A 22,497-nucleotide genomic window follows, 5' to 3' on the forward strand; every position below is an offset into this window, starting at 1 on the left:
CCTTCAGCAAAATAGACACAAATAAAAAGGGCTCTTATGAGCCCTTATGTATTAGCAAATTTATACTGGTCAATTACGCTGACTTATTGGCGTCCGCTTCACACGCAGCCGCCGTGAAAATGACGTCAGTAGAACTGTTTAACGCCGTTTCAGCAGAGTCTTGCACCACACCAATAATAAATCCAACCGCAACCACCTGCATGGCTACTTCATTACTAATACCAAATAAGCTACACGCTAATGGAATAAGCAGTAATGAACCGCCAGCAACACCTGACGCACCGCAAGCAGACACTGCAGCTAGCACACTTAACAATAATGCCGTCATCAGGTCAACTTGAATGCCTAGGGTGTTCACCGCCGCAAGGGTTAATACAGTGATGGTGATCGCCGCACCGCCCATGTTAATAGTGGCACCCAGTGGGATAGAAACAGAATAGGTATCTTCATGAAGCTTTAAACGGCTACACAATGCCATATTAACTGGAATGTTCGCTGCGCTTGAACGTGTGAAGAAAGCCGTTACACCACTTTCACGTAAACACTTCAATACTAGCGGGTACGGGTTACGTTTTATTTTAACGTAAACTATCAATGGGTTAACAACCAATGCAATAAACAGCATGGCACCTAGTAGCACCGCCAGCAGTTGGGCATAACCGGCGATGGCAGCAAAACCAGTTTGCGCAAAGGTGCCTGCCACTAAACCAAAAATACCAAACGGCGCTAAACGAATAATAAAGCGCACGATACTTGACACGCCGTGGCTGACATCAAGAAACACTTGCTTAGTCGCCGTTGTTGCGTGATGAAGAGCTAAACCTAAGCCCACACCCCAAGCTAGAATGCCGATATAGTTACCCGTTAGCAGCGCATTAACTGGGTTATCCACTAATTTGAATAGCAAAGTATGTAACACTTCACCAATACCTTGTGGCGGATTACTTCCTTCAACACCACCCGCTAAAACGAGCGTCGTTGGAAAAGCAAAACTAAATAACACGGCTGTCAGTGCCGCTGCTAAAGTACCCATTAAATAAAGCATGATGATTGGTTTCATGCTGGTATGGGCATTTTTCTTTTGGTTAGCAATTGAGGCAGCCACCAAAACAAATACCAATACCGGTGCTACCGCTTTCAAGGCGCCGACAAATAAATCGCCCAAAAATGCTACGTCCATTGCCGCACTTTTTGAAAAGCTAGCAACGGCCACCCCCGCTAAAATCCCTATTATTATTTGCAGTACTAAACTGCCATTTGCCAGCTTGGCAAACAGTGATGTTTGTTGATTCATGCTCTCGCCTATTATGTTTGTTTTTTATTCAACTGCATAAACAGTCGTTAGTTTTATATATTGCACTTGCAGTGGTGTTTTTAACTAATGGGAATAAAAATGGCAAGAATTAGGAAAAGAGATAGTTAATAAATATGATCTACGCCCATATCGACAATCAAATATGTTGATTTAACGCATAGAATTAAACGAAATGACTAAATCCATAAAAACAACTGACATTATTTTTATTTTGTGTCGAAAATATAATCAGCGCAGATAGTAAACAGCCCATGAGAAAATAGTCTATTCCTCATGGGCTTTATTTAATGAGTGCAAAGACTAAGCTAAGTCAACACTGAGCTCATAACTTCCATACTTACGCATATTAATCACGCCTGTATCGAAAATAAGGTATTGGCCCTTAATCCCCTGCAGCACTCCACTTACTTCTGGCACTTTATCAAGATTAAAGCTACTAATTTTAGTGGGGTATTCTGTCACTGGAAAATGGATCTCTTGTAATGGCAATTCCACCCGGCTAATCGCATCTTCGCCGTATTGCAGAGTTAACGCAGCAAGATGGGCTTCAATCTGTGGCAACAGCACCTCGGCTTGTGCCACTAAATCTAAATCATCTGCCTCACCTTTTAATAAGGCGCGCCAATTGGTTTTATCCGCCACCAGCTTGGCTAGCTCGACTTCAACTAAACCTGATAGCAAGCGGTTTTTCACCCGCAAAATGGCCAGTGCTTGTTTTGCACCTTGGTCAATCCAACGTGTTGGTATTTGGCTATGGCGGGTGATCCCTACTTTTAAGCCAGAAGTGTTAGATAAATAAATAAAATGATCGGTCATGCAAAACTGCTCAGCCCACTGCGGCTCACGGCAAGTGCCTTGAGCAAAATGACAAGTTTCGGGCTTCATTATACACATGTCACAACTGGCCAACTTTTTCATGCAAACAAAGCAATGCCCTTGCGAGTAACTTTTCTTGGTTTTTTTGCCACAGCTACTGCAGTAGATATTACCCGTATAGCTAAAAGCGAAGGGTTTTCCAATCAGGGGGTTAAGATGAATCTCTTGTTCGCCTATTGGCAAATAATACTGCACGGCTTTATCGGCTTGAGGGTCGCCTAGCTCGGCGCGCATTTTCTTCAACGTACCTGTGATGATAGTCATGGTCATTGCTCACTATTACTAACTTGCCTAGGGATAAATCATCAAAGAAACCATCTAAGCAATAAAATGAAAAAGCCCCTGATTGGCGATATACCAAGTAGGGGCTAAAAATTGGTTTACGCTTTATTCACAACAAGGTTTATTGAGCACCTTGGCTGCGAAGGTAATCATCGTAGCTACCGTGGAAGTCAACAATGCCTGTTGGCGTTATTTCAATAATACGCGTTGCCAATGATGAAACAAACTCACGATCATGAGAAACAAACATCAAAGTGCCTGGGTAGTTCTCAAGGGCTAAGTTCAAGGCTTCAATGGTTTCCATGTCCATGTGGTTGGTTGGTTCATCCATCAGCAAAATATTTGGTTTTTGCATGATCAGCTTACCAAACAACATACGACCTTGCTCACCACCTGACAGCACTTGTACCGATTTTTTAATGTCGTCTTGCGAAAATAACATACGGCCTAAAATACTGCGCAAGCTTTGCTCGTCGTCACCTGGTGATGACCATTGGCTAACCCAATCAAGTAACAACATATCTTCGCTGAAGTCTTCAGAATGATCTTGCGCGTAGTAACCAATTTGCGCATTTTCAGACCATTTAATGGTACCCGCCGTTGGCGTTAATTCACCCACTAAACACTTAAGCAGCGTGGTTTTACCGATACCGTTTGGACCAATAATGGCAATACGCTCACCCACTTCAACCATTAAATCTAAACCAGAGAACAGCTCTTCATCAAATTGATGACCAAGGCCTTTTACCTCTAGTGCCTGACGGTGCAGCTTCTTCTCTTGCTCAAAACGAATAAACGGACTTTGACGGCTAGAAGGCTTTACTTCGTCTAATTGAATTTTATCAATTTGCTTAGCACGAGACGTGGCTTGTTTAGACTTAGATGCGTTGGCAGAGAAGCGACTAACAAAGGTTTTAAGCTCGGCAATTTGCGCTTTTTTCTTCGCATTATCTGACAGCAAACGTTCACGAGCCTGTGTTGAGGCCGTCATGTATTCATCGTAGTTACCGTGATATAAACGCACTTCGCCGTAATCTAAATCCGCCATGTGAGTACAAACACTGTTTAAGAAATGACGGTCATGGGAAATGATGATCATGGTGCAGTTGCGCTCTTTCAGCACATCTTCTAGCCAACGAATAGTGTTGATATCCAAGTTGTTGGTAGGCTCATCGAGTAACATGATATCCGGGTCGGAAAACAACACTTGCGCCAATAACACACGCAGTTTTAACCCCGGTGGAATTTCACTCATTAAGCCGTAATGAGATTCAACCGGAATGCCTACGCCAATTAAGATTTCACCGGCGCGAGATTCAGCAGTGTAACCGTCCATTTCAGCGTATTCCGCTTCAAGGTCGCCGGCGCGAATACCGTCTTCATCTGTCATTTCAGCTTTTGCATAAATCGCGTCACGCTCAGACTGCACCGCCCAAAGCTCGGTGTGACCCATGATCACAGTATTGATCACGCTAAATTCTTCATAAGCAAATTGGTCTTGCTTTAGCTTACCAATACGCTCGTTCGGCTCTTTTGATACGTTACCTGAAGACGGCTCTAAATCACCGCCCAAAATTTTCATTAAAGTGGACTTACCACAGCCATTGGCCCCAATTAAGCCGTAGCGGTTGCCTTCGCCAAATTTAACATTGACGTTTTCAAACAGTGGCTTTGCGCCAAATTGTATGGTCAGATTTGCAGTTGTAAGCACGTTAATTTCCGATTATCTAAGGTAAATGTAGCCAGATTAGCCCGCGAAAGTGACAGTTCAATCAAGCTATGTAAAATAGCGGCGCATTATGTCATAGATGAGGGGCGGGTTGCATCCTGTTACCAAGAAATATCCCTAAGGTGTCAAAGCAAATACTGTTAAATGGCTGTCATTGAACCATCACAGCCAAAATAGCGTAACTAAGAGTATAAAGTGGGGAGTATAAAGTGGGCCTCCTAAATTGCACTGGATGGAAAAAACAATGAACCAAGTACTGGCGAAAAAACTGTTACACAGTAAATGGACAAAAGTGACACCTGAAAATAAAGAAAAACACTTTGCCATTACCGAAGTGGCATACGATGAAGACGGCAAGGTTATCCATTGCGTGACCCAAGCGGTTTACAGCGCTAATGAATATCCGATCAACTGGCGCGAGTTAAAAGACTCATCAATATGGCGCGTTGGCTGGGTATAAAACCAACGCAAAAGTTATGATAAGCTACCTACCTGTTTGACCAAAAAATCAAAGATAATGACCGCTATTTTATATTCCTTTCGACGTTGCCCTTACGCCATGCGAGCACGTCTTGCTATTGCGGCAAGCGGCCAGTCTGTTTCTTTACGTGAAATTGAACTAAAACATAAACCTGAGCAAATGTTAGCTATTTCACCTAAGGGCACGGTGCCGGTACTGCTACTGGAAAATGGTGATGTGCTTGAAGAAAGCATCGATATTATGCACTGGGCACTTAATTTGTCTGATCCCCTTAAGCTACTGCCATCTTCACCCGCACTAATGCAAGGGTGGATCAAACGCAATGATCTCGAGTTTAAAGGCTGGCTCGATAAGTATAAGTACGCCGATCGCTATCCCGAACATGATGAAGCTTACTATCGAGAGCAAGCTTGTCTGTTCATTGCAGAACTTGAACAGCAGCTAAGCCAAACCCACTACATACTCGGTCAACAACTCACCATGACTGATTTAGCCATCGCCCCCTTTATACGTCAGTTTTCAATGGTGGATGCGAAATGGTTTGCCAATGCGCCTTACCCTCACCTGCGCAGTTGGCTTGAGCAGTTGATCAACTCTCGTTTGTTTTTAAGTGTGATGAAAAAGTACCCTACTTGGCTTAATAGCCAAGAAAGTTTTAGTTTCCCATAGCACCCATAAAATTAAACTAAACACGCCGTTTATGCATTTCAACGCGCTTGGGTATATAATACCTCCTTTTTTTACCACACTGGGCCTTATACATGACTCAAGCGAACAATCCGCTGCACGGCGTCACCTTAGAAACACTGCTTACCGAAATGGTTGATTACTATGGCTGGGAAGAGCTAGGCGCTAGGATCAACATTCGCTGTTTTACCCACGACCCAAGTATTAAATCAAGCCTTAAATTTTTACGTAAAACGCCATGGGCACGGGCCAAAGTTGAAGCCCTGTATCTAGTGATGATTGAGAAGCCTTGGTAAACAATTGTAACCTCGCACTTCATTGTAAACTTCATTGTTCAAAAAGCGCAGTTTAATGAAAATACGTAAACTGCGTTCGTGTTATCTTGCTGATGCTTCAATGCACAGGCGCGACAAATACACGCATTTCCCTCACAGCTGGTGTGTCACTGATTTGTTTAATATGTGACTCACTCAAACTTGTGCCTATCGCCTTAATGCATTTCACTGACTGCTCCAGTCATACTGCCATTAGCCAAAGTACATAAAACAAGACATCGCTGCTTATGCTCAGAGCTGACAATTAGCTCTCCATCAGCATTCCAAGCGGCACTATGGCCACAAGCTAACCACCCCCCTGTTTGAGAGATATGATTCGATAGCAAAACGGGCATTTTATGCTTAACGGCAATACCAGCTAAAACTCGGGCATCCATTTCATAACCTGATTCGGATATAAGCGCGCTGGTAATGTAAATGTCAGCGTGATTATTTGCCGCATTCTCTGAGTGTTCAGGCGTCAAAAAATCAGCACAAATAGCCAAAGCAATTCGATACCCAGCAACCGAAAAACAGTAATCAGTTGCACCAAAACTACAATAGCTATGCTCGCCTTGATGAAGAAATTGTTTTGAATAAAATTCTACTTTTCCAGTTGGGAAGCAAATCACTGCGCCTATTGTGGGGTGACTATTATATTTTGCTAATGGGCAGCCAGCGATGATAGTAATGTTATGCTCCCTAGCTGCGTTAGACAACACACTAAAATCACTTGGATCTTGTCGAAACGTTAAGCTTTGTGCGTCACTTAACTCATATCCGGTAAGTGATAGTTCTGGAAACACAACGACGTCAGCGCCTAATGTTGACGACGCAGCGATATAGTTAAGATGAATCGTCAGATTAGCCGCAATATCTTTAGCCACTACAGGCGCTTGTACCAAGCTAATAGTTATCGGATTTTTACCCATATAAAGTCCTAACAAATACCGAGCTTATACTCAAAAGGTTTCATCGTTGTTTGGCGCTGGTGTAACTTAGCTTTGGTGGTAGTCACTTCGCACTAAGCAATTTCTTTGACAAATAAACCAACATTATTTGAACAACTTATTGCCGAGCCCCACAGAGCCCCATATTGTTACCGCACGATGTTCACTTAACTTGTTTATTTTCTTGATGTTTTAATGCGCACGAACGACAAACGCAAGCCTTGCGTCGTTGCGCAAGCGGGATCTGAGCTAACAAATCTTCGGGAAAGGTAATCGATGGGTCATTACACCAGCATGATCGGCTTACGTCTTTATTACCAAGATTTACACATGCATTCCCTTCACCGCAAATCGGACACACCAAAGGATCAGGGTTTTTATTCGTTTTGTTCAAAATCGCACTCTCAACTTAGCTAAGGTTTAGCTAACAATATCACCTTTAACACTATGATTAGAACAATGAGTAGCACCGCAGCGACACTGCGGCTGGTGCTGAGCGGATATTTCATGGACAAATGGAGTTCACAGGCATGCTACAACCTGTGAATAGATTAAGCTGCTTTTATCCTTTTACTTTAGCAGCATATTATTCCGCCATGTATTTTTAACCTCAGCGCTGTCTATACTCTTCATTGGCCCTATAATCAGCTAGGACTAATAGGTATTCATTTTCATTAATCTAAGCTTCATTGGCTAATGCGTTTATTCTTATTTGTGGTACTATCGCGCGCTCTCAATTCTCAACAGTAATTAGGATGTAGGTTGATGAAAATTGTCCGTTGGATTTTAGGTCGCATTATCTTGCTTTTAAACGCTATTTTTACGCCAAAAGGCATTAAACGCAGCCCAGTGGCGCAAACAGAAATTGATAGTCGCACAGCCAAAATGTCTTTGTATCAATTTAATGCTTGTCCATTTTGCGTCAAAGTTCGCCGCCAAATGAAGCGATTGTCAGTGAATATTGAATGTCGTGATGCGCAAAACGACCCACAACATAAAGCCGACTTGTTAGCTGGTGGTGGCCGCGTTAAAGTGCCTTGCCTACGCATTGATGAAAAAGGTGAAACGCGATGGCTGTATGAATCGTCAGATATTGTTGATTACCTAAACAAAGAGTTTGCGACAAAATAAGCCCAAATTGGTTTAAATCAGGTTATAATCTGCCCATCAATACCCCAGTATATTTTAAAGCAAAATGCCATGGTTTTTGCTTTCTAACCAGCACAGGAATTCTTTATGTCTTTAGATCCAACCCAACTAGCTAATATCGAAGCCTACGACGTGGAAAGACGCTTTCAATACCTCGTCAAAGAAGCGGTCAAGCAAGAAGAGCTTTGGATCCTAACCGACGAGCACGGTTGTGTCATGCTTAACACCGATGACGAAGACTGTGTACCTGTGTGGCCAAATAAAGAGTTTGCAGAAGCTTGGGCCACCGGTGATTGGGACCATTGTAAGGCAGAGGCTATTCCCCTTAAAACTTGGCAATCTCGCTGGACTCCTGGCTTAGAAGACGATCAACTGGCGGTGGTTATTTTCCCTAAAACCGATGAAGATGGCTTAGTGATCACACCCGATGAACTTGACTTTGAACTAAGCCAGCAACAACAGAAATTACGCAAAAAGCGCTAAGTTGATATTGAATAATCACCCGCTTTTCGCTCTATAGAATAAACAGGTAACAAAATGAATTTTACAAAGCAGATACAAGACTTTAATAACAAGTTAGACAAGTTTAAACGTAAACTTAGCGCGGCCTATGAGCGAAAAGATGAAGCCATGATCAAACATTTCAACCAAGAAATTGCCAAGGTTGAAAAGTTATTAAAGGCTGCTAAAGGCAAGCAAACCTACGAGATTGGCAATAAAGGCTCTGCCGTACTTAAAATGCCATTTAAACGTGTGCTAACCAAACAAGAGCAAGCCGATATGGGCGCATTAAAAAAGTCAGTTAAAGGCTTGATTGTGGTACATCCTATGACGGCTCTAGGACGTGATTTAGGCGTTAAAGAAGTAACAGGTTACGCACCTAAGCCTTTCTAAAAAATGCGTTTAATTCTTTTTAATAAGGAGCATTTATTGCTCCTTATTAATATTAGCCTATTGCCTCTGATTTTGATTATGCGACAGCCATCCTTTTTTGTTGCAACCAGTAGCAAATCATCCCCAGCAATAATCCCCAAAATGCACTGGCAATCCCCAATAAGTTAATGCCAGACGCCGTTAATAAAAACGCCATTAATGCAGGCTCTTTATCAGTGGAATCCACCAGCGCATTCATTAAACAGCGGCACAAAGTTGGCATTAAAGCTAAACCTGCTAAGGTCATGACCACCGCACTTGGAACAAGCGTAAACAGCGATACAAAGCTGGCTGCAAATACCCCGGCTAACAAATAAAATACGCCCATTGCGATAGCAGCTAAATAGCGTAATTTGGGGTCTTTATCTGCATTGTCACTCATACAAATCGCCCCTGTGAGTGCTGCTAGATTAAATGCAAACCCACCTAAAGGAGCCAGTATTAAACCAGTTAGTCCGGTTACAGTGATAATACGCGATGCATTAACCTGATATCCATTGGCCTTTAATACCGCAAACCCTGGCAAATTTTGCGATGCCATGGTAACAATGAATAAAGGGATGCCAACACTAACTAGAGTGAGCCATTGAAAGTCAGGGCTGATAAACGTTGGCGTTGATAGGCCAAATTCCATCATTGAAGTATCTAATTTACCCATTAGCGCACTGAGCAAAATTGAAATTACCAAGATCCCAGGGATCAAATAATGCCCCCAGTGAACCTTTGCGATGATATAAACCGCAAGCATAACTACCACTAGCAGCCATTCATCGAGTAACGCTGTGAATATCCCCAGCCCAAATTGCAACAACACCCCAGCTAACATGGCCGATGCGATGGCGGTTGGGATCTGCGATAAAAGTTTATCAAACCAGCCTAACACGCCTACCAAAGTGATCAATGCCGAGCAAAGCATAAAAGCCGCCACCGCTTGCCCAACTGTCACATCTTGTAATGAGGTCACTAATAGCGCAGCCCCGGGCGTTGACCAAGCAGTAACAATTGGCTGTTTAAAATGCCATGACAAACTAATAGTCGATACGCCCATACCGATGCCTAAGGCCCAAAACCATGAAGTGATCTGCTCCTGGGAGGCGCCAGCACTGGTTGCTGCTTGGAAAATAATGGCTGCTGCACTGGCATAACCAATAAAAACGGCAATAAATCCGGTACTAATGTGTGAAAATTTAATCTTCATCCTTTCTCCATTACTATTTGTGCGTTATAACATACAAACAACATAACACTTGTGCGCTATAACGCACAAGAAAAGATTAAGGAATAATATGCAACCGGATAAATCAGTTGGGGAAAACCTACGACAATTACGAAAAGAAAAAGGCTGGAGTCTAGACGTTGCAGCGAAAGCGACAGGCGTCAGTAAAGCGATGTTAGGTCAAATTGAACGGGGAGAATCGAGCCCCACTGTGGCTAAGCTTTGGCAAATCGCATCAGGTTTTAATACGTCTTTTTCTCGCTTTATTGCCCCGCCAGGCAGAGAAATACTTGAGAGTATGTTTAGAGATGCCGCCGAGTTGCGCCAAGAAAGCTTAAATAAGGGATTCTTTGTCAGCCTATTATTCCCTTTTGAACAAACCCTTGGCTTTGAAATTTTTGAAATTAGTTTGGCACCGCATTATCAGCACCAATCTGAACCTCATAATTTAGGCGTAACAGAACACATACTTTGCATTAGTGGTGAGATGGCTGTTCTCTTTGCTGATCAATGGCATCCATTAAAAGCGGGTCAGGCCGTGCGTTTTAATGCTCATCAACCACATGGCTATAAAAATTTGGGGACAGAGCAAGCCGTGTTTCATAATGTTATCCATTACCCTAGCAACCCATGAAGTAGGCTACGAGCAAGGCTTTTACCCAGTACATGATCTAGCATCGTACGCTGGTTTTTTGCTGTTTTTCCTTTAAATATAGATACAAAGGTAAACCAGAAGAAACACCAACGGTTAGGATTGCAACAATGGCGACCTGGTAATATTTGATTCGATTGCGAGTACCATCAACAATAATGAAAACCAGTGAAACGATCGCCGATACCAACACATCTAACCATGCAAAAGTACTGATAGCGTTTACTGTCGCTTGCTCAGCAAATAAAACAATGTCGACACCATTTGCGAACAACCAAGGTACAAAAGCGCCATAGGGCAGCACCGTACCAAGTATGGCTAATACTAAATAAAGTTTTGTCATAAACAATTCATGTGATTTCAGGCTGTTTAGAGGCCTTGTTTAGCCCGAGCAATAGCGGCCTCAATGGCTGACTTGGCTTGGGGACTGTTTTTCCAGCAGGTTGTGCGCAACATTGAAGCAACCATCTCTGCGATATCATCAGCTCGATATTTTGCTAAATCTGAAAACGTCTCTATGCCTATCTCTTCAAATCTTTTCAGCACCGTAGGCCCGACCCCTTTAAGCGCCAATAGCGCTTCGCGCTCTGAATCAGAAAATGCCATTTTACCTCCTTAAAGCCCAGAAATATTTATAAAATACAACATAATACATTGATTAATTTGCATAATATCCTATTTAGCTAATTTGGCAATACTGTTGGCCATGCCATTGAGTAACAGCCGATGCCATGGTGCAAAAAAATACCAATAGACTAGCCCCCAAAAACCCGCAGGATGCCAAAGTAAATCGATTTGTAGCACACAACGCTCTTCACTCAATGGCGTTAATCTGATTTGCATACCACCACCACCGGGCGCTTTCATGCCAAATTTCATAACCAATAAACGCTCATGGATCACGCTTAAGATCCGCCATGAGTCAACTCGCTCTCCCTCTATTAGTGCTTCCTTGCTGTCACGACCATGGTTTCTACCTTGCCCAGCAAAAATATGATCTATCCATTCGCGCATCGCCCACAAGAAATCACCATAAAAATAGCGATGTTCTCCACCTAGTAGATTCAGTACTTGCCAAACATCAGCGCAACTTGCATTTATCTCAAGTCGGTGGCTGGCCTTTTTGGCATAAAAGCCATGTAGCGAAGAGAAATTTCGAAATTCAGGCACACCATCCTGCCACTCTTTAGGGTAAACGGTAATTTTTTCAGTTTGTAATACTTCATCAATGGCTTGTTCAAAATTTAACAATGTCTGAGGTATCAACGATTGCAATGATTTACCATTACCTTGTAATGGCTCATCCAAACCTGCTAATAATGCTTGGGCTAATGATTTAGGCACAGAGGTAATAATGCCCAGCACTCGCTGCGTCCAGCTGATAGGTAAGCCGGGGATCGCGAAAATATGACATGGCTTACCCAAACGCTTAGCTAATCGTTGCATCATTTGCTGATAACTGAGCCAGTCGGGGCCAATGGCGTCGTAAATCTTGCCTGCTGACTCAGGAAGTGAGGCTAAGGCGGCCAGATAATACACCACATTTTTTATCGCGATGGGCGGGGCTAACGTTTTAATTGACGTAGGTGAAAAGAATACAGGAATATGCCCGACTACATCACGCATCACTTCAAAAGCAGCCGAGCCTGAGGCCACAATAATACCAGCTCGCAATTCGGTCACAGGAATAGCAGAGCTAGCCAGAATATGCCCCGTGGCGACGCGTGATTTCATATGCTCTGAATGAGGATTGCCTGAAACTAAGCTGCCTAGGTAGATAATGCGTGTTACCTGTGTGCCCTGCACTGCGGCCACTAAGTTACGAGCGGCTTGTTGTTCTACCTCACTGTATAATTCACCATCGCTCATGCCATGCATCATGTAATAGATAAGCTCGATACCATCAAGGGCTTTACTGATAGAATAAACATCGAGTAAATCCAAAGTGAATCGTGAACAAAGCAAATTGGGCCAAGGACTGGGCTTATCAGGATTGCGCGAACTGATACGCACCTGATGCCCTTGTGCTACTAACTGTGGTACTAAATGGCGTCCTACTGTTCCTAACGCGCCGATCACTAATATATTCATCCAGCAGGTCCTTATGCTCAGGGTTATTCTTCGCTATAATAGCCGTTACTTTAGCTTAATCGTTTAGCAATCATGAACCGTAAAAAGAAAATCAATCAAGAATTGAAGAAACGCCAAAAACAAGCCAATTCAAAAGTACACCACAGTAATAAACCAAAATATATTTCCAAAGCTGAGCGAGAAAGGATAGCGCAAGAGCAAGCACAGCTTCAAAATCAAACAGATGAGGCTAGCCCGACGAACAACGTGTAACTCCAGTATGCTCAGCCACACCTGCTGGGCTTTCTTGCCGAACTCTCTGTATATAAGCGTCAACCGCTGTTAGTTGTCATGACTCAGTGATGAAATACCCCCTTAAGCGAGCTACCAAGTATCATTGAATAATGATCAAATAAACGATCACAAACTTGTTACATTTGCGATTTATTTTTGCTAACATCCGCCACGCCTGCCTTGTGTAGAGTGCTACCACTTAGATGTTAATGCAGTAGGTTTATACAAAGTTAATACATGGATAGATTAACCCCTCAATTTGGAACCCAACGACGCATGACCTACTTTGTCATCGTTGCTTTGCTATTTCAAATTTTTATCTCTGCCACTGTGTTGCTAAATCCTGCACTCGTCACCCACTCAAGTTGGCTCAATTCTGCCCTTGGCGATAAAGTGTTAATCTGTACTTCAACAGGCTTTAAATGGGTCGACATCAACGAACTGGTCGAAACCAACCAAACTAATCTGAGTGAAAACACACCCACATCATCTAACCAAGCAAATACCGAGCACGACAGCGTTACTTTCACCTGTCCTTTGCTTAAAGCCTGTCAGTATTACGCACTATTAGCCGCTTTGTTAGTTTTAGTGCTAACGACTTGGTTAGCACGCAATAAAATCGCCATCCCCTATTACCTTTATATTTGTTCACTGCAAAAGGTTTATTTGCTAAACGCGCCTAAAACCTCTCCTCCCGCTCAATTTGTAGCCTAAGTCTGGTCAAACACACACAACCGTTTTTAACGTATTTGTTTTGTTGCTAAACACCAGTCTTAACCAATCTTAATTCAGTATAACGGGCTCTTCCAAGTAACAAACAATGTCAGTGATAAAGGAAAGTTTCGCCCCCCTACTTTACGCAACATTGCCTTTACCGCGCCATATATGCACGACGGCAGTATCAATACCTTAGAACAAGTACTTGAGTTTTACGCCGCAGGTGGCCGCAATATTGAAAGTGGAGAGCATGTCGGTGATGGTCGCTTAAACCCAAACAAGAGTGAATTTGTAAAAGGCTTTACCATGAGTGAGCAAGAAAAGTCTGATTTACTCGCCTTTTTACATGCACTCAGTGATGAGGCATTTTTAACCAACCCAAGATACGCCAACCCATTTGAACAGGATCTGGCAAAATGAAAAAACATACTTCAACCCGCCTTTTATGCCTGTTGCCGGCTCTATTTTATGGTCAAATAGCCACAGCTGAGGACGGCCAAAAACCTAGCTTACTTGAGCACACAACAGTGCAAGGAAACGTGTTTGCTCAAGGCGGTTATTATCAAGCAAGTGATGATGTTATCGCCGGACAAATTCCCGGCATTGTCACCAATACAAGCGCGCATAATATGGAGCAAGGCCTACAGCTGATGCATGCTGAGCTCGGCATGTTAGTCGCCCTTGAAAATATTGTCGCAGGTAAAATCATTCTGGGTAGTCATCACGGTGAAAATATTGAACTTGAAGAAATGTGGCTACAGCCTTATCTAGGGCAAAACTGGCAACTGCGTATAGGCAGGCAATTAAATAGAATCGGCTTATATAATGCCACACACGACCATGATTGGTTATTTCTAGACGCTAATTTGTCGCAACAAGCTTTTCTTGGCGGTCAATACAGTGATGATGGAGTGCAATTGACCTACGCCATTAATGCACATGATTTCACAGCTTGGGTCAGTCGTGGCAATCATTACCCAGCGACAGAAAAAACAACTGGATCGGCGCCTCAAGCTTTAGGTATCACTTACCGCTGGCATCATTTTGTGGCGCAACACCAACTCACATTAGTCAGCTCTTGGGCACGTTTCTCTGCTTCGCAAACCAGTCCACTTGGCTCTGATGGCCATAGCCATTCACATCACGCCAACATCCCAATTAGTCTGGCTGGCGATACTGAATTATTTACATTTGGGACACAGTGGCAGTGGCAGCAATTTGGCTGGGATCTTGAACTAATGGGACAAACCATTGACGCTTCGATAAAAGATACGCAGCAAATTGCCGCTCATTTAACAGCAAACAATATTGGTCTTAATTCGCAATGGTATTGGCAATGGCAAAACCTGCAACTAGGCCTGCGCTATGAGTGGCTAAAAACCGATAATACCCTTAGCCAAAACAGCCGTGACTTTAACACCGTTCTAAACAGCAAAAACCATAACCCAGAGCGCCTAAGCTTAGTTGCAAATTGGCAATTTTCACCCGGCCATTTCCTGCGCATACAGGGCAATCTCGACAATACAACACCAAGTCAAGAGCACGCTTATTGGCTAGTTTATCAAGGCAACTTAACCTGGTAACAACCTTTCATATCTAGGAGAAAACAATGAAAAAAACATTAATTAACGCCCTTGTAGCGATTGCATTTTTTGCCGCCATTCCTGCGCATGCACATGATTATGGCGCCAATAGCATCAAAATAGATCACCCTTGGAGTAGAGAAGCGCCGCCCAATGCTAAGGTGATTGCAGGCTTTTTCCAATTGAAAAACAACGGCACAGAAGATGACTTTTTGATTTCTGCAAGTACACCTGTTGCCGATCGCGTTGAGATCCATACCCATATCATGGAAGATGATATGATGAAAATGCGCCAAGTGAACAGCGTTCGCATCGGCGCAATGAACACGGTAATGTTTAAGCCGGGCAGCTTTCATTTAATGATTTTTGAACCAAAGCAGTCATTTAAAAAGGCGAGCGATTTCCAATGACATTGACGTTTAAACGCGCTGGCACAATAGAGATTGAAGTAGCGATTGAAGAAAACAACCACCAGCATGCTCATTAAGATCCGGTAAGTTTACCTTAGCTTGATAAAATCCAACCATCCCCCAATTAGGGGGATGGTTAACATTAGTTACCCCCCTTAGAAGCTGCGGCTGTATTGTAAGCCGACTAAAATTGCGTCAGCATGGGTTGTGCCCTTTAAGTTTGAAAAGCTTGATGTTTCAGTAACCTGGACATCTTCACCAAATAAATAAGTTGCCCCAAAATCAATGCTTGAGACTGAGCTGATATGGTAGCTAAAACCAGCTGAAAGCCAGTTGCGATCCGAATCTGGTACTGAAATAGACGTCACTTTATCTTGCGCACTGGTATCATGCATATAACCAGCTCGCAACGTCCAATCTTGATTTAAGTAGTAGGTCCCACCAATCGCGTAGTGCATGCCATTTTGCCATTCATAATCATTGATAATGCCATGACCTTTTGACTTCAATACATCAAACGATGACCAACCGATCCACTGCACACTGTAGTGTACCGCCCACTGTGGGCTGACTCGATGATAACCCGAAAACTCAATCATGTCGGGTAAAGGCATGTATAGGGTATCGTTTGAGATAGACGGGTTTGCAGGGTTACCGGCAAATAAAATGTCCCCTTTCGCTTCTAGTTTAGGGCTGTAACGGTAAGATAAGCCGTAGCGATTCGCCTCATTGACCTCATACACCACCCCGAGATTAAAGCCAAGGGCAAAACCATCTGCGTCAATATCCAAAATAGTACGTTTACCCGCAGGCGTATTAGCAGCTCGCTTCATTTCGCCCTTACCGTAAATCAGATCAAGGCCGCCACCGATGCTCCATTGAGCGTTGACGCGATAAGCTAAACTGGTGCCGATATTAAAGCTTTTAACATCAGTCAGGTCGCCAAATTCAGGCGCGGTAAAGCTAGAATTGAACTCTGTTTTGGTACCAAAATTTGAGTAAAGGTTCGCTCCCCAAGTAAATTGTTCATTAATGGGTATGATCACGTGTAAATTAGGCGCAACCGAGGTTCCACCAGCATTGCCATAATTTGAAGGAAAGCTTTGCCCAGGCGCAAAAGCAGAAGTGTAAGTTGCATTTTTAACACTAATATCGGTTTCCAATAGCACAAAACCTAGCGACATAGCTGCTTTATCAAACAATGCCATGGCGGCAGCATTACGTGCCATAACCGATGCATTATCAGCAATCACAGCATCACCAGCAAAAGCGCGACCTAAGCCAGTAGCAGATTGAGCATTCAGCTGAAAACCCGCCGCCCACGTTTGCGTGGCTAATAATGCCAATGAACCCGTAGCTAAACGCATACCAAGCTTGTGTTTATTTATCATATTATTCCCTATTTTGCTGTCTGCACGAGGGTGCTTATTTTTAAGGGCGGCGATTCTACAGGCTTACTGGAAAATAACAAATCACCCTTATCTCAAATTCACTGCTGTCTATTGAGTAAGACTAAAATTAGCAACCGCGAAAACAACTTAAACATTTAACATAGAATTAACATTAGCTAACTATTGGCATAGATAAAGCCGATCTGCATGAAATATTGAGAGAAAAAGGAACAAGTTGCGTTTTTTCATGAAACGAAAACGCATTTTGGTCACTTTTTGCTTTCTTTTTCGATGAATTTCATTAACATCCCTTGGGAATTTTTTACCTGAATTAGGTAGGATTGGGCGCAATATATCTCTCTTGTTGGGAAATAAATTACAAGCGGCCCCGTCAGTGCTAGACTGCACTGGCTTTTTTGCAACATTTAAAGCTATTTAGCGTACGCGCAATAATGCCATGGTGCTTGGTTAATTGAACAGGTACTAAAAAACAATAAAGTACGCTTTAGATTGTCTTTTCTTGACTTACAGCTCGACTGAAAAACGAAGGAATATCATGACCAAACCAACTTCAAAAATCATTTACACTATCACTGACGAAGCGCCAGCACTGGCGACCTACTCTTTCCTTCCTATCGTGAAGGCATTCACTGAAGCTGGTGAGATAGCAGTAGAAACAAAAGACATTTCCCTAGCTGGCCGTATCATTGCCAATTTCCCAGAAAACCTATCTGAAGCACAACGTCAATCAGACGCCCTTGCTGAATTAGGCGAGCTAGCTAAAACGCCAGAAGCAAACATGATCAAACTGCCGAATATCAGTGCTTCTGTACCTCAGTTAGTGGCAGCCATTAAAGAGCTACAATCACACGGTTATGATTTACCTGATTACCCAGCTAACCCAGCGAATGATGAAGAAAAAGAAATTGCGGCACGTTACGCAAAAATTCTTGGCAGTGCAGTAAACCCTGTATTGCGTGAAGGTAACTCAGATCGCCGCGTCGCTGCCCCTGTTAAAGCTTATGCACAGAAAAACCCACATTCTATGGGTGTTTGGAGTAAAGATTCCAAATCACACGTTGCGCATATGCAAAGTGATGACTTCTTCGGTAGTGAGCAATCAGTAATCGTTGAACAAGCTGATGACGTGAAAATTGAATTAGTCGCGAAAGATGGCACTGTTTCAGTATTAAAAGCATCTACCCCACTTAAAGCAGGTGAAGTCATCGACTCTTCTCGCATGAGTGTTAAAGCACTGCGCGCTTACTTTGAAAAAGAAATTCAAGATGCTAAAGATTCAGGCGTATTACTTTCTCTTCACTTGAAAGCAACCATGATGAAAGTGTCTGACCCTATCATGTTTGGTCACGCTGTTTCGGTTTACTTTAAAGATGTATTTGAAAAACACGCTGAGCTGTTCAAAGAGCTGAAAGTGAATACCAAAAATGGTTTTGGTGATGTTGTCGCTAAAATTGCTACCCTACCAGCGGATAAGAAAGCCGAAATCGAAGCAGATATCGCAGCGGTTTACGCTAAACAGCCACCACTAGCAATGGTTGACTCAGATAAAGGCATCACTAACCTTCACGTACCAAGTGATGTGATCATTGATGCATCTATGCCTGCGGCAATCCGCTCTTCTGGTCAAATGTGGGGCCCTGATGGCAAGCTAGCAGATACGAAAGCGATGATCCCTGATCGTTGTTACGCTGGCATCTACCAAGAAACGATTCAGTTCTGTAAAGAAAATGGTGCATTCGATCCAACGACTATGGGTAACGTAGCCAACGTTGGCTTAATGGCACAAAAAGCGGAAGAATACGGTTCACACGACAAAACGTTTGAAGTACCAACAGATGGCACTATCCGCGTGGTAAACCAAGCAGGTGAAACTGTGATGGAGCATGCGGTTGAAGAAGGTGATATCTGGAGAATGTGTCAGGCGAAAGATGAACCAATCAAAGATTGGGTTAAGCTTGCTGTTAACCGCGCCCGCGCTACCGGCTCGCCAGCTATCTTCTGGTTAAACGAAGCGCGTGCTCACGATGCTAACCTAATCAAGAAGGTAAACACTTACCTAGCAGATCACGACACTGCAGGTCTAGAAATTAAGATTTTATCTCCTGAAGATGCGATCAAATATACCCTAGATCGCGTTAAAGCAGGTCAAGATACGATTTCTGTAACAGGTAACGTACTGCGTGATTACCTAACTGACTTGTTCCCTATCCTAGAGCTAGGTACCAGTGCGAAGATGCTTTCTATCGTACCGCTACTAGCGGGTGGTGGTTTATACGAAACGGGTGCGGGTGGTTCAGCGCCTAAACACGTACAGCAGTTTGAGCAAGAGTCACACTTACGTTGGGACTCATTAGGTGAGTTTTTAGCCTTAGCTGTGTCTATTGAAGATTTAGGCCATAAAAATGACAACGCACAAGCGCTGATCATTGCTGAGGCACTAAACCAAGCAACCAGTAAGCTACTAGACAGCAACAAGTCACCTATGCGTAAAGCTGGTCAACTAGACAACCGTGGTAGTCACTTCTACCTAGCAATGTACTGGGCACAAGCGCTAGCAGCGCAAACTCAAGATGCTGCGCTACAAGCACATTTTGCTCCAATGGCCAAAGCACTTGAAGACAACGAAACAACTATCCTAGCTGAGATTGCTGCTACTCAAGGCAAGCCTTCAGATATCGGTGGTTACTTCCAGCCAGACTTTGCAAAAGCATCTGCGGCAATGCGCCCAAGTGCAACCTTAAATAGCATCATCGGCTAATCAATGGTTTTCAACTAGTCATTGATGATAAAAAGCAGGCTTCGGTCTGCTTTTTTTTATCGTGAATGTTAAGTTGCGTTCAGGGAGAACAGGTGGCACATGAAATGGTTTTTATTGTTACTCAGCAGTTATTTATGTAGTCATATAGCGTTGGCAAGTCCAGAGCAAGACGCATTTTTACCCTACTACGCACAACAGCCATTCACTGGAGACTTAGATGAAATTAAACAGCGACGTGTTTTACGCGCCCTGGTTAGTTATAACAAAACAGACTTTTTTATTCGTAAAGGTAAAATCCTCGGTCTACAAGCTGAGCTGCTCAAACAGTTTGAAAAGAGTATAAATAAAGGGGTGAAAAAAGAAGTTGATAAAGTGAAAATTAAATTCATTCCCGTCCCTTTTGATCAGCTAATCCCTGCTCTTAATGAAGGACGAGGAGATATTGTTGCTGCTTTTCTAACAAATACCCCGCAAAGACAAAAAGAAGTTGCATTTGTGGCGAGCCTGAGCAGCCAAGTAGATGAACTGCTCATTACAAGCCACAAACACCGAGATGTGAACCAACTTACGGATCTCGCAGGCATGACGATTCATGTGCTTGATGACAGTAGTTACATTGAACATTTACACACCATAAATCGCATTTTATCCAAGCAAAACTTAGCGCCAATTGAAATTATTCCAGCCAATAGCTTTTTAACATCAGAAGACCTGGTAGAAATGCTCAATGCTGGCATGATCCAGGCGACCGTCATCGATCAATATAAGGCCGAATTATGGCTGAAAATATTTACCGAGCTTAAAGTACATCGCCAACCTATTAGTATTAATAATCAAGTCGGATGGGTAACAAGAAGCAACAACCCCAAACTCAATAAATATGTATCAAGGTTTATTGATGGGCAGGCAAAACAAGGCACGCTCTTGGGGAATACATTATTTAATCGTTATTATAAAAATGTAAGCTGGGCCAAATCAGCCAATCAACTTGGCAATAAAGACAGTGCTGTTTATCAGCAATTTGTTTTAGCAGCCGAAAAATACCATCTCGATGCCATTGCCCTATTAGCTCAAGCTTATCAAGAGTCGCACTTTAACAATAACTTGGTAAGCCCCCGTGGAGCGGTTGGTATTATGCAACTATTGCCAAGTACCGCTAAAGATATGGGGGTACGAGACTATCGATCTCTCACTGGTAATATTGAAGCCGCAGCCCGTTACATCGTTTGGTTGAAAAAGCACTACCTCAACGATCATCAAGTCAGCGATGAAAATGCCCTTGCCATGGTTTGGGCATCGTATAATGCCGGTCCCAATAAATTTGCTAAAATGCAGCAACGCGCTGAGGCAATGGGACTGAATAAGAACATTTGGTTTGGTCAGTTAGAAATTGCCGCAGGCTTAGAAACAGGAAGGGAAACGGTGCAGTATGTATCAAACATCTATAAGTATTATTTAGCTTACAAGCTGTCTTTAGCCCTTAGACAAGAAAAACAAGCGGTAAAATTACAGCTAACACATTAGTTTATTGTAACGTTAACCTTTTTAAACCAATTATCTGGGGCTAAATAACTATCTATAATGGCTTGATAGCGCCCCGTTTCCTTAAGATGATCTAAGCCTGCATTGAAGTCTTGATTAAGTTTCGCGTCAGAGAAAATAACCTTATAGTCAACGCTGTTGAAAATGGGGTGCAAAGCCATTTCCGCCTCATAATTAACGCCTTGATTGATGGCAAAATATTTAAATATTTTCTCGTCTAGGACAATGGCATCGGTACGTTTGGAAAGCAACATCCTTATTTGCAGATCTTGTCGTGACTTTTCGCTATATCTACTATTCCTTTGCACCACCTCCCCATAGTGTGGTTCAAGATAGCTTGTTGCGTTTTGAAACGCGACAATCGACAACCCCGCTAAGTCTGCAATGTTGGCTATTTCTATGTTCGAAGATTTAAGGGTGACCGCTATGTTTTTATACCTAATATGGCTATTTGAATAGAAGCCAGCAAGATAGCCTGATCCTTCATTCACGGGCGCTGCGGCATCAACAAAACCGCTAGCCAATGAAGGAATTAAACGAGCAAAAGGAACAAATACTGGCGTCAGTGTATGGCCCTTGTATGCGAGTGACTCTTTAATTATCTCTAACTCTAAGCCTGATTGTTGATCAGATAAGTAATAGGGTGGCAAAGCAAGTCCAACGGCTAGGCGAATTTCTTTAGCTTGGCTAAAACTTGGCGCTGAAATGAGCAAGCCTATTAACCATTTACCAATGAATTTCATAAAGTCTTTTTCAGGCATTGTTGAGAACCATTATCGAATCAAAACCTAACAATAGTATAGATAGGCATAAAAACTTGAGCCTGAGATAATCACTTGGAAGCGACATAAGTCACTGTTTTGGTTTTTTTTAGCCAGCAGCGGAACGTTATCATTTCTTACTGCTGAATTTAACAGCACAAAATGAATAAACAATGACCAAGTAAATCATTTTCAATAAAAAACCCTTGCCTGCATGGCGGGCTTTGGTAAACTACGGCTCGTTCTCAAGTGACGAGGACAATTTAAGAAAAAGAAATGCTCGCTTAACTCAGTTGGTAGAGTGCCGCCATGACATGGCGTAGGTCACTGGTTCGAGTCCAGTAGCGAGCACCATTTCTTTTATTC

The 22,497-nt window shown here is 42.9% G+C and carries 24 protein-coding genes, 1 tRNA gene and 1 pseudogene; 15 read left to right on the forward strand and 11 right to left on the reverse strand.

The window, feature by feature from the left end:
* Positions 1-73: 73 nt before the first annotated feature.
* The 3 genes from sstT to K1M91_RS00160 all read right to left on the reverse strand — a co-directional run bounded on the left by sstT (position 74) and on the right by K1M91_RS00160 (position 4,184).
* A complete protein-coding gene (gene sstT, locus K1M91_RS00150; protein WP_232799533.1) occupies positions 74-1,294 on the reverse strand; it encodes a serine/threonine transporter SstT in 1,221 nt (406 codons plus the stop codon).
* 321 nt (positions 1,295-1,615) lie between these two features.
* Positions 1,616-2,446 (reverse strand): DUF2797 domain-containing protein, encoded by an 831-nt coding sequence (locus tag K1M91_RS00155; protein WP_232799757.1) that lies wholly within the window; start codon positions 2,444-2,446, stop codon positions 1,616-1,618.
* 148 nt (positions 2,447-2,594) lie between these two features.
* Positions 2,595-4,184 (reverse strand): ABC-F family ATPase, encoded by a 1,590-nt coding sequence (locus K1M91_RS00160; protein WP_232799534.1) that lies wholly within the window; start codon positions 4,182-4,184, stop codon positions 2,595-2,597.
* A gap of 262 nt (positions 4,185-4,446) precedes the next feature.
* On the opposite strand from K1M91_RS00160, the gene K1M91_RS00165 reads away from it, so the two are divergent.
* The 3 genes and pseudogenes from K1M91_RS00165 to K1M91_RS00175 form a co-directional block, all read left to right on the forward strand.
* Entirely contained in the window at positions 4,447-4,662 is a 216-nt protein-coding gene (locus K1M91_RS00165; RefSeq protein ID WP_232799535.1) for a TIGR02450 family Trp-rich protein, read from the forward strand.
* 57 nt (positions 4,663-4,719) lie between these two features.
* Positions 4,720-5,352 (forward strand): glutathione S-transferase, encoded by a 633-nt coding sequence (locus K1M91_RS00170; RefSeq protein ID WP_232799536.1) that lies wholly within the window; start codon positions 4,720-4,722, stop codon positions 5,350-5,352.
* 92 nt (positions 5,353-5,444) lie between these two features.
* Positions 5,445-5,642: pseudogene (locus K1M91_RS00175) on the forward strand (VF530 family protein); the annotation flags it as partial.
* 218 nt (positions 5,643-5,860) lie between these two features.
* Here K1M91_RS00175 and K1M91_RS00180 read toward each other — a convergent pair.
* Both K1M91_RS00180 and K1M91_RS00185 read right to left on the reverse strand, forming a co-directional pair.
* Positions 5,861-6,616, reverse strand: a complete 756-nt coding sequence (locus K1M91_RS00180) for a carbon-nitrogen hydrolase family protein (protein WP_232799537.1) — start codon at positions 6,614-6,616, stop codon at positions 5,861-5,863.
* Between the two features lie 181 nt (positions 6,617-6,797).
* On the reverse strand, positions 6,798-6,995 hold the full coding sequence (locus K1M91_RS00185; protein ID WP_232799758.1) for a cysteine-rich CWC family protein: 198 nt from the start codon (positions 6,993-6,995) through the stop codon (positions 6,798-6,800).
* 404 nt (positions 6,996-7,399) lie between these two features.
* On the opposite strand from K1M91_RS00185, the gene K1M91_RS00190 reads away from it, so the two are divergent.
* From K1M91_RS00190 to K1M91_RS00200, 3 genes are all read left to right on the forward strand, one after another.
* Complete coding sequence (locus tag K1M91_RS00190) at positions 7,400-7,765, forward strand: glutaredoxin (protein ID WP_232799538.1); 366 nt, start codon at positions 7,400-7,402, stop codon at positions 7,763-7,765.
* A 105-nt stretch (positions 7,766-7,870) separates the two neighbouring features.
* Positions 7,871-8,266 carry a DUF2750 domain-containing protein gene (locus K1M91_RS00195; protein WP_232799539.1) on the forward strand — a complete coding sequence of 132 codons (396 nt, stop codon included), beginning with the start codon at positions 7,871-7,873 and terminating at the stop codon, positions 8,264-8,266.
* Positions 8,267-8,320: 54 nt separating this feature from the next.
* The gene (locus K1M91_RS00200; RefSeq protein WP_232799540.1) at positions 8,321-8,677 is read left to right on the forward strand and encodes a YibL family ribosome-associated protein; all 357 of its coding nucleotides are present in this window, start codon (positions 8,321-8,323) and stop codon (positions 8,675-8,677) included.
* Positions 8,678-8,753: 76 nt separating this feature from the next.
* Here K1M91_RS00200 and K1M91_RS00205 read toward each other — a convergent pair whose 3' ends face one another.
* Positions 8,754-9,914, reverse strand: coding sequence for a benzoate/H(+) symporter BenE family transporter (locus tag K1M91_RS00205; RefSeq protein WP_232799541.1), 1,161 nt, complete (start codon positions 9,912-9,914; stop codon positions 8,754-8,756).
* A gap of 88 nt (positions 9,915-10,002) precedes the next feature.
* On the opposite strand from K1M91_RS00205, the gene K1M91_RS00210 reads away from it, so the two are divergent.
* Positions 10,003-10,566, forward strand: a complete 564-nt coding sequence (locus K1M91_RS00210; RefSeq protein ID WP_232799542.1) for an XRE family transcriptional regulator — start codon at positions 10,003-10,005, stop codon at positions 10,564-10,566.
* 37 nt (positions 10,567-10,603) lie between these two features.
* On the opposite strand, the gene K1M91_RS00215 is transcribed toward K1M91_RS00210, so the two are convergent.
* From K1M91_RS00215 to K1M91_RS00225, 3 genes are all read right to left on the reverse strand, one after another.
* Positions 10,604-10,927 (reverse strand): DUF2834 domain-containing protein, encoded by a 324-nt coding sequence (locus K1M91_RS00215; protein ID WP_232799543.1) that lies wholly within the window; start codon positions 10,925-10,927, stop codon positions 10,604-10,606.
* Between the two features lie 26 nt (positions 10,928-10,953).
* The gene (locus tag K1M91_RS00220; RefSeq protein WP_232799544.1) at positions 10,954-11,190 is read right to left on the reverse strand and encodes a helix-hairpin-helix domain-containing protein; all 237 of its coding nucleotides are present in this window, start codon (positions 11,188-11,190) and stop codon (positions 10,954-10,956) included.
* Between the two features lie 69 nt (positions 11,191-11,259).
* The gene (locus K1M91_RS00225; protein WP_232799545.1) at positions 11,260-12,675 is read right to left on the reverse strand and encodes a DUF2867 domain-containing protein; all 1,416 of its coding nucleotides are present in this window, start codon (positions 12,673-12,675) and stop codon (positions 11,260-11,262) included.
* Positions 12,676-12,747: 72 nt separating this feature from the next.
* On the opposite strand from K1M91_RS00225, the gene K1M91_RS00230 reads away from it, so the two are divergent.
* The 5 genes from K1M91_RS00230 to K1M91_RS00250 all read left to right on the forward strand — a co-directional run bounded on the left by K1M91_RS00230 (position 12,748) and on the right by K1M91_RS00250 (position 15,658).
* Positions 12,748-12,927: a DUF2986 domain-containing protein gene (locus K1M91_RS00230; RefSeq protein ID WP_232799546.1), complete on the forward strand. Its 180-nt coding sequence runs from the start codon at positions 12,748-12,750 to the stop codon at positions 12,925-12,927.
* Between the two features lie 258 nt (positions 12,928-13,185).
* Positions 13,186-13,662 (forward strand): hypothetical protein, encoded by a 477-nt coding sequence (locus K1M91_RS00235; protein ID WP_232799547.1) that lies wholly within the window; start codon positions 13,186-13,188, stop codon positions 13,660-13,662.
* Positions 13,663-13,833: 171 nt separating this feature from the next.
* Positions 13,834-14,085: a hypothetical protein gene (locus K1M91_RS00240; RefSeq protein ID WP_348983253.1), complete on the forward strand. Its 252-nt coding sequence runs from the start codon at positions 13,834-13,836 to the stop codon at positions 14,083-14,085.
* Positions 14,082-15,248: a TonB-dependent receptor gene (locus K1M91_RS00245; protein ID WP_232799548.1), complete on the forward strand. Its 1,167-nt coding sequence runs from the start codon at positions 14,082-14,084 to the stop codon at positions 15,246-15,248. The genes K1M91_RS00240 and K1M91_RS00245 overlap by 4 nt, the downstream gene beginning before the upstream one ends.
* Positions 15,249-15,274: 26 nt before the next feature.
* Positions 15,275-15,658, forward strand: a complete 384-nt coding sequence (locus tag K1M91_RS00250; protein WP_232799549.1) for a copper chaperone PCu(A)C — start codon at positions 15,275-15,277, stop codon at positions 15,656-15,658.
* Between the two features lie 155 nt (positions 15,659-15,813).
* Here the strand turns inward: K1M91_RS00250 and K1M91_RS00255 are convergent, their stop codons facing one another.
* Positions 15,814-17,049: an outer membrane protein transport protein gene (locus K1M91_RS00255; RefSeq protein WP_232799550.1), complete on the reverse strand. Its 1,236-nt coding sequence runs from the start codon at positions 17,047-17,049 to the stop codon at positions 15,814-15,816.
* Positions 17,050-17,605: 556 nt separating this feature from the next.
* Here K1M91_RS00255 and K1M91_RS00260 point away from each other — a divergent pair.
* Together K1M91_RS00260 and K1M91_RS00265 are read left to right on the forward strand one after the other, a co-directional pair.
* Entirely contained in the window at positions 17,606-19,828 is a 2,223-nt protein-coding gene (locus tag K1M91_RS00260) for an NADP-dependent isocitrate dehydrogenase (RefSeq protein WP_232799551.1), read from the forward strand.
* Between the two features lie 99 nt (positions 19,829-19,927).
* On the forward strand, positions 19,928-21,352 hold the full coding sequence (locus K1M91_RS00265; protein WP_232799552.1) for a transporter substrate-binding domain-containing protein: 1,425 nt from the start codon (positions 19,928-19,930) through the stop codon (positions 21,350-21,352).
* Here K1M91_RS00265 and K1M91_RS00270 read toward each other — a convergent pair.
* Positions 21,349-22,131: a transporter substrate-binding domain-containing protein gene (locus K1M91_RS00270; protein ID WP_232799553.1), complete on the reverse strand. Its 783-nt coding sequence runs from the start codon at positions 22,129-22,131 to the stop codon at positions 21,349-21,351. The two genes, K1M91_RS00265 and K1M91_RS00270, sit on opposite strands and share 4 nt — an antisense overlap.
* A 278-nt stretch (positions 22,132-22,409) precedes the next feature.
* Between K1M91_RS00270 and K1M91_RS00275 the strand changes: the two genes are divergently transcribed.
* A tRNA-Val gene (locus tag K1M91_RS00275) sits at positions 22,410-22,485 on the forward strand.
* Positions 22,486-22,497 lie beyond the last annotated feature (12 nt).

It is taken from the genome of Motilimonas sp. E26 (assembly GCF_021278025.1).
In the GTDB taxonomy this organism is placed as follows: Bacteria; Pseudomonadota; Gammaproteobacteria; order Enterobacterales; family CBDFNC01; genus Motilimonas.